The 12,028-nt window shown below is 33.7% G+C and carries 12 protein-coding genes; 10 read left to right on the forward strand and 2 right to left on the reverse strand.

Translation table 11 applies throughout. From position 1 onward, the window contains the following. Positions 1–217 precede the first annotated feature (217 nt). The 4 genes from HM987_RS06740 to priA all read left to right on the forward strand — a co-directional run bounded on the left by HM987_RS06740 (position 218) and on the right by priA (position 5,635). Positions 218–742 (forward strand): hypothetical protein, encoded by a 525-nt coding sequence (locus HM987_RS06740; RefSeq protein WP_179006408.1) that lies wholly within the window; start codon positions 218–220, stop codon positions 740–742. Between the two features lie 224 nt (positions 743–966). Further along, positions 967–2,091: a hypothetical protein gene (locus HM987_RS06745; RefSeq protein WP_179006410.1), complete on the forward strand. Its 1,125-nt coding sequence runs from the start codon at positions 967–969 to the stop codon at positions 2,089–2,091. Between the two features lie 6 nt (positions 2,092–2,097). Beyond that, on the forward strand, positions 2,098–3,102 hold the full coding sequence (locus HM987_RS06750) for a T9SS type A sorting domain-containing protein (RefSeq protein ID WP_179006412.1): 1,005 nt from the start codon (positions 2,098–2,100) through the stop codon (positions 3,100–3,102). 79 nt (positions 3,103–3,181) lie between these two features. Further along, a complete protein-coding gene (gene priA, locus HM987_RS06755; protein WP_179006414.1) occupies positions 3,182–5,635 on the forward strand; it encodes a replication restart helicase PriA in 2,454 nt (817 codons plus the stop codon). Between the two features lie 385 nt (positions 5,636–6,020). Here the strand turns inward: priA and HM987_RS06760 are convergent, their stop codons facing one another. Next, on the reverse strand, positions 6,021–6,716 hold the full coding sequence (locus tag HM987_RS06760; RefSeq protein WP_008271090.1) for a LytR/AlgR family response regulator transcription factor: 696 nt from the start codon (positions 6,714–6,716) through the stop codon (positions 6,021–6,023). 203 nt (positions 6,717–6,919) lie between these two features. Between HM987_RS06760 and rpsF the strand changes: the two genes are divergently transcribed. The 6 genes from rpsF to HM987_RS06790 all read left to right on the forward strand — a co-directional run bounded on the left by rpsF (position 6,920) and on the right by HM987_RS06790 (position 10,242). Next, the gene (gene rpsF, locus HM987_RS06765) at positions 6,920–7,270 is read left to right on the forward strand and encodes a 30S ribosomal protein S6 (RefSeq protein ID WP_179006416.1); all 351 of its coding nucleotides are present in this window, start codon (positions 6,920–6,922) and stop codon (positions 7,268–7,270) included. Next, on the forward strand, positions 7,270–7,569 hold the full coding sequence (rpsR, locus tag HM987_RS06770) for a 30S ribosomal protein S18 (protein WP_173280593.1): 300 nt from the start codon (positions 7,270–7,272) through the stop codon (positions 7,567–7,569). The genes rpsF and rpsR overlap by 1 nt, the downstream gene beginning before the upstream one ends. 12 nt (positions 7,570–7,581) lie before the next feature. Continuing rightward, the gene (gene rplI, locus HM987_RS06775) at positions 7,582–8,043 is read left to right on the forward strand and encodes a 50S ribosomal protein L9 (protein ID WP_178989052.1); all 462 of its coding nucleotides are present in this window, start codon (positions 7,582–7,584) and stop codon (positions 8,041–8,043) included. Between the two features lie 141 nt (positions 8,044–8,184). Next, on the forward strand, positions 8,185–9,054 hold the full coding sequence (locus HM987_RS06780; RefSeq protein WP_179006418.1) for a glycerophosphodiester phosphodiesterase family protein: 870 nt from the start codon (positions 8,185–8,187) through the stop codon (positions 9,052–9,054). Between the two features lie 25 nt (positions 9,055–9,079). Further along, a complete protein-coding gene (locus tag HM987_RS06785; RefSeq protein ID WP_179006421.1) occupies positions 9,080–9,553 on the forward strand; it encodes a DUF6495 family protein in 474 nt (157 codons plus the stop codon). Positions 9,554–9,930: 377 nt separating this feature from the next. After that, positions 9,931–10,242 (forward strand): hypothetical protein, encoded by a 312-nt coding sequence (locus HM987_RS06790; RefSeq protein WP_179006423.1) that lies wholly within the window; start codon positions 9,931–9,933, stop codon positions 10,240–10,242. A gap of 329 nt (positions 10,243–10,571) precedes the next feature. Here the strand turns inward: HM987_RS06790 and HM987_RS06795 are convergent, their stop codons facing one another. Next, positions 10,572–11,813 carry an ABC transporter permease gene (locus tag HM987_RS06795; RefSeq protein WP_179006425.1) on the reverse strand — a complete coding sequence of 414 codons (1,242 nt, stop codon included), beginning with the start codon at positions 11,811–11,813 and terminating at the stop codon, positions 10,572–10,574. Positions 11,814–12,028 lie beyond the last annotated feature (215 nt).

Consider the following 12,028-nt stretch of genomic DNA (forward strand, 5'->3'; position numbering starts at 1 on the left):
AGAAACTGAAAATCAATAGTAGTTAAAGTCAATAAATTGATATTTAGGCTTGTAAGTATATTTCGACTCAAAAATTAACTGTTTGTTGTATTTATTTGCCCTTTGATTATTATTTGAGGTTATTTATTATGTTCAAAATTAAATAGTTAGATCCCTCTTTTACTTAGCTTATTTCCTGAAAAAGTTTTAAAAAAATTAATCAATCCATTCTATAATTATGAAAACCAATTTTCTTTTTACATTACTATTTAGTTTATTTTTTTTGTCAACCGTGCATGCCCAAAGAATGGGAGAGGCTGGCGTTTTAGGTGCAGGTTTAGCGTCCTCTTATCCAGCTTATGGTATCAGTGGTAAATATAACTTTACAGAACACCATACGGCACAGTTAATTTTGGGTGGTGCTTCTTACGGATATAGTGCTACTGGTTTTTCTTTTGGAGCCTCAGGAAGATACGTTTATAACTTTAACGTACTTGGCGATTCTTTTTTCTTTAAGCCTTATGCTTATGCACAGGTCAGTTATTTTACCGTTAAATATGATTATTATTTCGGGACTTCCGATTCTTATAATACGGTTGGTTTCGGTCTAGGTGGTGGAGTGGAATGTGAAATTCCAAATTTTGTAGAAGGTTTGGCCTTTAGTGGAGAACTCGGATATATAGGTGGTGATTTTGGTAGCGGTATAGATAGTTTCGCAGGCCTTTCCTATGGTGCTAGTGTGCATTATTATTTTGATTTATAATTAGCAAACTTATTTTTATTTAGCATTTTGAATAATTGTTTGTTTGTCACTTATGGTAATGTAATTAAAATATTGCTTACGAGATCATTATGCTAATTTTTAAGCATTAAATTAAATCAATTACTAAAGGTTATAAACTATATAAATACCTAGAAATAGGTATTGTAACACTATTAAAAATACATTTTATTTAGCTATTAATTAATCTTTTAAAACCAACAATTATGAAAAAAAAACAATTATTTTCAAACATTGCAGTAATATGTACTGCACTTTTATTTTCCACACTGGTAAATTCCCAAACTACTTGGAGAGTCAACAACCAATCTAATTATGACGGTGTTACCTTATTTGGTGATAATTATGGTGGTACAACAAGTTTTCCCGTATTTAGTAAAATTGACGAAGCAGTTGCTTATCCAAATGTAATTGATGGCGATACATTACACATTGAAGGTTCTACTATAGATTACGACAATGCGACAATTACAAAACAGTTGGTAATTATTGGACCTGGATATTTTTTAACCGAAAACCCAAATGTTTCCAATAATACATACGATGCAAAAATCGGTTGGATTTCATTTGAAAGTGGCTCGGAATTTTCTCAGGTCATTGGGATGAACGTGCTTAATAATGGTTCAACTAGTACGGGTACAATTTATTTAAATGTCAATGAAATAACTATCAAACGTTGCAGAATTGCACGCGACATTGATTTTGACACTCAATTGTCAGGTTTTTACATTCTTCAAAATTTTTTCAGTAATACTTTAGATAGCAACGCACTGTCACTTGGTGTTTCGACCAACTTTGTTCCTCCACAAGATGTAATATTTAATAACAACATCTGCGAAAAAACACTGATATGGAGAAACAATTTTTTTATAGGCACTCTTCTAGAATGCAATAACAATATTTTTAACGGTCCAGCAAACGAATTAAATTTAGAATTCAATGCAGGTTCGTTTCAAAATAACATTTTAAGAGCTCCAGGAATTACTGCCATTATAAATAGTGGCACAAACAATAACGTACAGTTTAATACGGTCTCCCTTTCTAGTGTTTTTAGTGGTACTGCAAATAATGAATGGGTCCCAAACATGGCAACCTTATTTGTGGCAGATGATACAACCGATGGTAATTATCAATTACAATCAGATTCTACGTTTAATGTGGTTGGTAGTGATGGTACTGAACGTGGAGCTTTTGGAGGTATAGTTCCAGGCAACCGTTACAACCTTTCTGGGCTTGGCGCAATCCCTGTGGTTTACGAAGTAACTACAACAGGAGTTTCGGAAGCAGGAACAGGTCTGCCTGTAACCATCCAAGCAAGAACAAATAATTAATTTGTTATGAAACAGATTATTTTAACTGCCATTTATTTGGCAATAGCGATGTGTATAAATGCGCAATCCAATACGATCCAAATAGAATATTTTTTAGATACGGATAACGGTTTTGGCATGAACACGGTTATGGATATTACCTCGCCTGATATAGATATTACTGAAACCATTTTAGCAGACATTCCTTCCTCTACTTCTCTTGGATATCATAAACTCTATATTCGGGCTAAAGATGAAAATGGAAACTGGAGTCAAACCATAAGAAAGCAAATTCAAGTGTTTGCACCTGTGGTTGAGAACAATATCGTTTTAGGTGAGTATTTTATTGATCAAGATCCCATGTTTGGAACGGCTGAAACTTTTAATATCAACCCAGAGGAAGGAGATATTATGCAACAATTTTCTGCTCAAATACTTGAAACTGTTAGCTTAGGTTATCATAAGTTATATGGAAGGGTACAGGATTCATATGGAAATTGGAGTCATACATTCAGAAAAAACATAGAGGTGTATTTAAACCCTGAGACGAACATTGTAGAGATTGAATACTTTTTTGTATATGAATCGGATTCTGGGTTCGGTAGTAATAATTTATTGAGTATTGATGTTCCTGAAGATGATGGCACTTGGAATTTTAATGTATCCTATCCGCCTGGTGTTTATGAAGATATAAGTGAAATAGATACACTTTTTGTAAGAGTAAAGGATTCAAACGGAAAATGGTCTATTACAACTACCCTTGATGAGATAGGTCCTGGCTTAGGTCTCGAAGACAATCTATACAAAACAGTAAGCGTTAACCCTAACCCATTTACCAATACCATTAACCTTGAAGTCTCTAAAAATATAGTATTCAGTAATATAGCAGTATTTGATATCACAGGCAGGGAAGTTTACACTTCAACAGAAGATTTAAGAACAATAAATTTACAAAATTTAGAAGCAGGAACTTACATCTTAAGATTAGCATCCCAAAACGAAAAAGCAACATATAAAATTGTAAAACAATAATGAGTTGATTTTTTTTAAGTGTTGAAAAACCATCTCCAATCGAGATGGTTTTTTTATTTAAAGGCATTACTTTTGGAGTATGCTACATTTTATAGACGTTATTCTACCAATTCCGCTTCAAAAAGCCTTTACGTATCATATTACGGCAGCCGAAGCTGAATTCCTGAAACCTGGAATTCGAGTGGCTGTGCCTTTTGGGAAAAGTAAAATTTATACGGCTTTGGTCTATAGCATTCATCAAAACCCACCAACGGCTTATGAAGCTAAAACTATTCATCAAATATTGGATGAAGCTCCTGTGATTTCAGAAATGCAGTTGAAGCATTGGGAATGGATTGCCGATTATTACATGTGTAGTTTGGGAGAAGTGATGCGAGCTGCCATGCCAAATGCGTTTTTATTGGAAAGTGAAACTATAATTTCTAAAAACGAAAAAATAAATATAAAAGATTCAGAATTAAAGGACGAAGAATTCTTGATTTATGAAGCTTTGCAACATCAGTCATCTTTAAAAATTAATGATGTCGTTTCCATTTTAGATAAAAAACGTGTATTGCCAATTATCAATAATTTGGTAAAAAAAGGGGTTCTAAATTTACAGGAAGAACTTTACGAAAAATACACCCCAAAATTAGTGCGCTATGTAAAGTTGCACCACAACCATAAGTCCCAAGAAAAACTTCAAGAGCTATTAGAGGAACTAAGCCGAGCTCCAAAACAGCGTGAAGTGGTATTGACCTTATTTACCATGGAAGCCTCGTTAAAACAACCCATAAAAGTTTCAGAACTAACGGAACGAAGTGGCGCCTCTTCTAGTATTGTTAAAACATTAATTGACAAGGCCATTTTAGAAGAATACCACATCCAAACCGATCGTATTCAATTTGAGGGTGAAGGTGATTCGGATGCCAAACATTTAAGTGACGCACAGCAGCAAGCTTACAATGAGGTTACGGCTATTTTTGAAGAAAAATCGGTTGCCTTATTGCATGGTGTAACATCTTCTGGTAAAACAGAGATTTATGTGCAACTGATCCAAAAACAACTGGAAATAGGAAAACAGGTCTTATATCTGTTACCGGAAATAGCTTTGACCACACAATTAGTGCAACGGCTTCAAGATTATTTTGGTGAGAAAGTGGCGGTGTTTCATTCCCGATATTCAGGAAACGAAAGGGTAGAGGTTTGGCAGAATATGCTTTCGAATTCCGAAAAAGCGCAGGTCATCATCGGAGCACGTTCGTCTTTGTTATTGCCATTTACAAATTTAGGCTTAATCATCGTTGATGAAGAACACGAGCAATCCTATAAACAATTTGATCCTGCACCACGTTACCATGCAAGGGATGCAGCTATTGTTTTGGCGAATTTATTCAAAGCAAAAACCCTTTTAGGGTCTGCAACACCAAGTTTGGAAAGTTATTTTAATGCCACCCAAGGTAAATATGGTTTGGTAGAATTAAACACGCGCTATAACAACGTGCTTATGCCATATATTGAATTGGTGGATTTGGCAGATAAGTACAAACGCAAACGCATGAAAGGCCATTTTAGCGACCGACTCATAGAAGAAATGACGGAAACTTTAGAAGAAGGTTTTCAGATTATATTGTTTCAAAATAGACGAGGATTTTCACCCATTATAGAATGCACCACTTGTGGCACATCACCTCAATGTCCCAATTGTGATGTGAGTTTAACTTATCATCAATATCGCGACCAATTGCGTTGTCATTATTGTGGTTATAATTCTGCCATGTTAAAGAGCTGTCAAGGTTGTGGTAATTCTACTTTAGACACTAAGGGCTTTGGAACCGAGCAGATTGAAGAAGAGGTAAAAGTGTTATTTCCAGAAAAGAAAGTCGCACGAATGGATTTAGATACCACAAGGGGAAAATACGGTTTCGAGAAAATTATAAACAGTTTTGAGCAACGCGAAGTTGATATTTTAGTGGGTACTCAAATGCTGACCAAGGGATTGGATTTTAGATTCGTAAAATTAGTGGGCATTATGAACGCAGACAACTTACTCAACTTTCCTGATTTTAGAGCACACGAACGCAGTTATCAACTCATGGCACAAGTCTCGGGTAGAGCGGGACGAACAGATTTAAGAGGAAAAGTTTTAATTCAGACCTACAATCCGCATCATAATATTTTGCAACAAGTTTCTACAAATTCTTATAAGGAAATGTTTGCCGAACAAATGAATGAACGCTACAATTATAAATATCCGCCAATTTTCAGATTGATAAAAATAACGTTCAAGCACAAAGACTATAATCGTGTGAATTTGGCCGCAGATTGGTATGCCAAATCATTAAAGCAATTGTTTAAAACGAATGTTTTAGGACCGGAATTTCCACCAGTATCTCGAATCCGAAATTTATACCATAAAAATATTCTCGTTAAGATTCCGCAAAAGCAATCCTTGGTAAGAACAAAGGAAGCGATTCAGAAAATAGATAATAGTTTTAATGCAGTAAAGGATTTTAGGTCTGTGAGAGTAATTTTAAATGTGGACAACTATTAAAAGAGTAGGCCTTGCAGGTTTTTCAAACCTAGCAGGTCTGAAATCATAGATATATAAAATTATGGGTTGAACTAATTCCAATGAATTTTGATGATTATCCTGAGCGATCTCAAAAAGAGCATAAAACTATCATAGGATTTAGACTTATCAGTTCCGAAAGCTTACCGGATTTAAATCTTTTAAGTCTGAAAGATTTATAAGTAATGTTAAGAATATTCAAATGTCTTGAGAGTAAAATGTTTGATTTAGTGAGTAATTTCAATTACTAAACTAAAGTTTGTCTTGTAGTTTTTCTCCTTTAGGTATGAAACCAAAAAAAATCCCAAGCGATTGCTCAGGATTCTTTAAAATTATAATGTAATGCTTTATATATAGAGGTAATGTTCTACATATTATTCAAAGCATCTACTAATTGTGTCTTTTTATTTCGACTCAATGGAATTTCATAAGCACCAACTTCAACATTTTTACTGTTAAATCGGTCAATTTTATCAAGGTTCACAATGTAGGATTTGTGGATTCTTAAAAATTTACCTTCGGGTAACTCTTGTTCAAAAGCTTTCATCGTAGATAAAACGACCAAGCTGTTTTCTTCTGTAACCACTTTTACGTAATCGCCAAGGGCTTCGATCCATTTAATATCCTTAATATAAACCTTACGTTTTTTAAGGTTACTTTTTACAAAGATATGCTCACCGTCAGTTTCGTTAAAGTCCAGTTTCAGTTTGTGCTGCTCGATAGCTTTTTCTACGGCAGTATTAAAACGTTCTTTAGTGATTGGTTTTTGAAGATAATCGGTGGCATCATAATTAAATGCTTTGAAAGCATATTCGGTTTTACCGGTAACAAAAATAATTTGGGGTTTGTTGTTGAGTACATCTAGTAATTCAAATCCGTTTAATACAGGCATCTCTATATCTAAGAAGATAAGATCTACTTTATGGGTATTAAGACCGTTTTTTGTTTCTAACGCACTACTGTACTCTGCAATAAGGTTAAGTGAAGAATGGTTCTCAATTAACTTTACTATAGAGAGGCGCTGAATCGCGGAATCATCAACAACTACACAGTTTAAAGTCATAACATTATATATTTTTAGGTTAAGATATCGACAATAGTACGATAAATTCGGTTAAAAAACAAATATTACCGACAAACCGTAAAATTTAACATAATTTTTAGGAGGTAGAAATAATACTTATTTTACTTTAAAAAAGCGTTGGCAAATATAGAATAAATGTGTATTTTTGCAGCCGTTTTTAACAATAAACAAAATAATTTATTATGAATCATTATGAAACTGTTTTCATCTTAAATCCCGTTTTATCTGACGATCAGATAAAGGAGACAGTAAAGAAATACGAGGATATGCTCGTATCTAAAGGTGCTAAGATGATTGCCAAAGAAGATTGGGGACTAAAAAAGTTAGCTTATCCAATCCAAAACAAAAAGAGTGGTTTTTACCATTTATTCGAATACCAGGTTGCTGGTGAGGTTATCGAACCTTTAGAGCTAGAGTTTAGACGTGATGAGCGTTTTATGCGTTACTTAACTGTGAAATTAGACAAACATGCGATTTCATGGGCTGAGAGAAGAAGAGAAAAATTGAAAGTTAAAGCAAAAGCAAAAGCGTAATTATGTCATCAATAGAACAACAAGCAAAAGGAAAAAAGGATGGCGAAATCAGATATTTAACACCATTAAATATTGAGACGTCCAAGACTAAAAAATATTGTCGTTTTCAAAAATCTGGAATCAAGTATGTAGATTATAAAGATGCAGATTGGTTATTAGGTTTTGTAAATGAACAAGGTAAATTATTACCAAGACGTTTAACAGGAACGTCTTTAAAGTATCAAAGAAAAGTATCTGTGGCCGTAAAAAGAGCTAGACATTTAGCCTTAATGCCATACGTTGCTGATTTATTAAAATAAAATATCATAACAATGGAACTTATATTAAAACAAGACGTTGATAATTTAGGATTTAAAGACGATATTGTATCTGTTAAGAACGGTTATGGTAGAAACTTTTTAATCCCTCAAGGACAAGCCGTAATGGCTACGTCTTCTGCTAAGAAAGTATTGGCAGAAACGTTGAAGCAAAGAGAATACAAAGAAAAAACGATTATTGCTGAGGCTGAAAAAACTGCTGAAGCTTTAAAAGGTTTAGATATTAAAATTACCGCTAAAGCTGGTACAGGTGCTACTGCTGGAGACAAGTTATTTGGTTCTATTACCAAATTGGATTTGGCTGCTGCACTTAAAGACGCTGGTCATGAAGTTGACAAGAAATTTATCGCTATTACAGGTGGTAACATTAAGCGTTTAGGTCAGTATGAAGCTACAATTAGATTGCACAGATCCGTAACAGAAAATTTAACTTTTGATGTTATTGCTGAAGCATAATCTTAAATAAGATCATTTTTAAAAGCCGTTTAGTTTTCTAAGCGGTTTTTTTATTAACTTTTTTTTTACAAATAAAATTAAGGTAACGGATGTAGTTCTTTAGAACTTACTCAACCTGAATAGGTCATTAAACTTCCCCAAATGAAACACCTACTTTTAATTATCACAATTTGCACTATTGTTGGTTGTAAACAAACAAAACCACAACACGCAACATCCGAAGTTGAAGCGTCCAGACTTCTTGAACTTTTCAAGCCCTCACATGCCGATTATCCAAATATTAGCGTACATCGTGGAGGAAAAGGACTAGTTAATTATCCAGAGAATTGCTTGGAAACCCTAGAATATATTAACGACAGTATCGATGCCATATATGAAATTGATGTGGCACAAACCAAAGATGGTGAACTGGTATTGTTACATGATAACTCTATTGATAGAACCACAACAGGAAGCGGAAAAGTAAGCGAGTTAACTTATAATGAATTGAAAACGTTTAATTTAGTGGACGATTTTGGAAATGAAACAGCGTTTAAAATTCCGTTATTTTCTGAAGTATTAGCATCGTGTAAAAACGAGAACGTAATTCTGACCATAGATATCAAAAAAAGTGTGCGTCAGGAAACGGTTATAAATACAATTAGAGAAGCAAAAGCCGAAGATATCAGTATCATTATCACCTATGATATTGAACAGGCAAAATCAGCTTATAAATTAGCACCAGAGTTATTAATTTCCGTTGCAGCGAGAAATAATGATGAATTTGACCGACTCTTAAAAACAGAAATACCATTGCGAAATATGTTGGCGTTTACAGGAACAAAATTATCAGAGGCATCACTTTTTAAGCGATTACATCATAATAATGTGGTTTGTATGCTGGGAACTTTGGGCAACTTAGATAAACGTGCAGAAGCAAGAGGAGACAAGTTATACCGCGAATGGAAAGCAAATGGTGCTGACATCATAGCAACCGATAGACCTTTTGAAGCTTTTAAAGCCATTAATTAATTTTAAAAAGAATAATTTACTAAACATGAAATATTCAAGATTAACAAAAGAACAATTTGAAGAATTACACCAAGAATTCATCAATTTTTTAGCCACACAATCCATTACAGCTGATGAGTGGGAAGACATAAAGAAGAACAAACCAGAAGTAGCGGAACAAGAATTGGATGTATTCAGTGATTTAGTTTGGCTTGGTGTTTTGGGCAAGGTTGAATATCTAGAACATATTTCGCCTCAACAAATCCATCTTTTTCAATGCAATGAAAAACACATGCGATTAATTGCCTTAAGAATAGATAAGGAAACTGTAGATTTGACAACCAAAGAAGGTTTCAATTGGTTACGGGATAATTTACTATCGGATTCTGTGGAGTTCTTTAATGCGAAAAAAGAGTATTCTGATGACAAGCATCTCGATATTTTCAAAATGATCCAGTCAGGTGCAAATATTACTAAAGGCGAGTTGTTTGAGTATTTTGCTAATTTGGTGAAGGGGTAAGGAGAAGAGTAAGAAGAATGGAAAAAGACGGAAGACGGAAGACGGAAAATAAGTAAATATCTTTTGGATTTATAAGTCTTTAAGTAGAAAACTCAAGTCCTCTATCAATGTTTCATTGACCTTTGAAATGCAGAATATAAAAATAAAATCGTAAAGAATTTTTGAAGCCTTGGAGAAAATTTAGATTTTATTTTTGGTTTTTATTCCTGTTAAGGAATAGAAAATTCCTCATTTCAAACTGATTTTTTGGTTCGTTTTGTATCAAGACAAAATGAACATTAAAAATGAAAAAATTAAGTCCGTTTAAGTTAGTAGAATTAAATTTATAACTTTTACTATTTCATAATAATTAATTAAATCTGGATTAATACTGGAATATGATCATCAATAGTCTTGCAGGATTGTCAGCACAAGACAAAAGTTATAAACTTGATGAAAACGAGAGTGTCTATTTTGAAGAAATTCTCGAATTTGAAGGTATGTCAAGTAAAGAACTGCATAAAAGGCTAGTAAAAACATTAAAAATATCAGATTACTCTTTATTGTATCAAGATGAAAACGAGATATATGCCGTTGGAAAATTTGAAGTGCGTTTAAGAAAACACGCATTAATTTTTTATAAAACAGATGAGTATAATTGTCTCTATGATTTAAAAATCCAATATAAAAGAAGGGAGAATAAAATTTAAGGCAACAAATTTTTTTCTTGTTCCTCTGAATATTAAAATCAGTACTTTCGGTTTCGCAAATCATAATTCTTCAACAGGATTTACCGGTATTTGGTCAACTACAAAAATCCTATTAGATGTACCTAAAATATCATTAGATCAATATCATAAAAAGAAATTAAATAAGGATAAAAATTTGTTGTTCGATGATGTTGAAAACAATATTGATTCTTTTCAACAAACTATTAAGAAAATTTTAAATGAAGATGAGGATGATTGGTAATTAAATTTAGCAAACAAGAATATTATTAATACTCATTCGTAGATTCCTTTTTCCAAAGGAATTCTTGTTATTCATACCGCAAACTCTCTATAGGATCTAATTTAGCGGCTTTAATTGCAGGAAATAGTCCAGATAATATGGCCACCACAAACGCAATGGTAGTTGCGCAAAACATAGCAAACCAAGGTGTGGAAAATTCAAGTTCAAACCCTTTTGAAATTCCCCAGCCCATTAGTATGCCTAGTATAATTCCGAGGATACCACCGAGTTGACCAATGATTATGGTTTCCATAAAGAACTGAAATGCTATGGTTTTTCGCTTTGCTCCTAAAGCTTTACGCACACCGATTTCTCGTGTGCGTTCACTAACAGAAACTAGCATAATATTCATCAAAGCAATAGTAGATCCAAAAATGGTGACGACACTAATAATCCAGGCAGCCCAATATAAAGCAAGTGTGTTTTGAGCCACTTGATTAATCAAATCTTCACTACGCTCAATACCAAAATCATTATCTTCAATAGGATTAAGGCCTCTAATATTTCGGAATGTTAAGATGGCATCTTCCTGTGCAGCTTCCAGCATATCGTTTTTGTCGACTTTTACACTCAAACTGTAGTTTATATTTGGGTTGGTAAACATGGAACGCGCTTTTTGAATGGGCATAAACACACGCAAATCTTGATTGTTACCAAACGTTGAACCCTTTTCCTTCAGTACGCCAACCACCTTAAATTTAGCGCCGCGAATGCTGATGGTTTTCCCAACGGGATTTTCAACAGGAAACAATGCTTTTTGCAAATCGCTTCCAATCACACAAACCGCATTGCTATTGTCAACATCAAATACATTTAGGGAACGGCCGTTTTCAATTTCCAATCCTGAGTTTTCAATGTAAAATTCATTGGTGCCAAACACACCAACTTCGGGATCTGTTTTTTGGTTGTCGTATTTAACTTCGGCAGTCATCGTTCCTGTGAACGATACGGCCACTTTTGTAAATGGAAAGTTATAATTATCCTGAAAATCCTTCACATTTCGGTAGTCGATTATTGGATTTATTTTTTGGCGTTCTCGACTGCTTTGGCGTTGGTTGGTGAATTCATAACGTTGAAAATTAAAGGTATTCGAACCCATGGATGAGAAATTACTGGTAATGGTATTTTCTAGAGCAGATACACCACTCAAAATGCCAACCAAGGCCATAATACCAATGGCGATAATTAAAATCGTTAAAATGGTACGTAGCAATTGACTTTTTATAGAATCGAAGGCAATTCTAATATTCTCTCTAGCTAATGAAAACATAGTTTTATTTCAAGTTAATTGGGTGGTTTAAAAACATAAGACTACCTAAACACGATAAAGTTACTATAAAATCCAATTATCTTAGTCAGACCTCTAAAAATTATAATATTTTTGTGACATATACTTAGGAACTTTGCAGTTCCTAAGTATATGTCACACTGAGCGTAGTCGAAGTGCTTAGGTACAGAATTTATAGTTAGTCGACTGTACTTTGA

This window comes from Winogradskyella forsetii (genome assembly GCF_013394595.1).
Classification (GTDB): Bacteria; Bacteroidota; Bacteroidia; order Flavobacteriales; family Flavobacteriaceae; genus Winogradskyella; species Winogradskyella forsetii.

Coding starts and splice junctions, on each gene's coding strand:
- HM987_RS06745 (WP_179006410.1), top strand. CDS start 967: ATGAAAAAAAAACAATTATTTTCAAACATTGCAGTAATATGTACTGCA.
- HM987_RS06740 (WP_179006408.1), top strand. CDS start 218: ATGAAAACCAATTTTCTTTTTACATTACTATTTAGTTTATTTTTTTTG.
- HM987_RS06785 (WP_179006421.1), top strand. CDS start 9,080: ATGAAATATTCAAGATTAACAAAAGAACAATTTGAAGAATTACACCAA.
- HM987_RS06795 (WP_179006425.1), bottom strand. CDS start 11,813: ATGTTTTCATTAGCTAGAGAGAATATTAGAATTGCCTTCGATTCTATA.
- priA (WP_179006414.1), top strand. CDS start 3,182: ATGCTACATTTTATAGACGTTATTCTACCAATTCCGCTTCAAAAAGCC.
- rpsF (WP_179006416.1), top strand. CDS start 6,920: ATGAATCATTATGAAACTGTTTTCATCTTAAATCCCGTTTTATCTGAC.
- HM987_RS06750 (WP_179006412.1), top strand. CDS start 2,098: ATGAAACAGATTATTTTAACTGCCATTTATTTGGCAATAGCGATGTGT.
- rplI (WP_178989052.1), top strand. CDS start 7,582: ATGGAACTTATATTAAAACAAGACGTTGATAATTTAGGATTTAAAGAC.
- HM987_RS06780 (WP_179006418.1), top strand. CDS start 8,185: ATGAAACACCTACTTTTAATTATCACAATTTGCACTATTGTTGGTTGT.
- HM987_RS06760 (WP_008271090.1), bottom strand. CDS start 6,716: ATGACTTTAAACTGTGTAGTTGTTGATGATTCCGCGATTCAGCGCCTC.
- HM987_RS06790 (WP_179006423.1), top strand. CDS start 9,931: ATGATCATCAATAGTCTTGCAGGATTGTCAGCACAAGACAAAAGTTAT.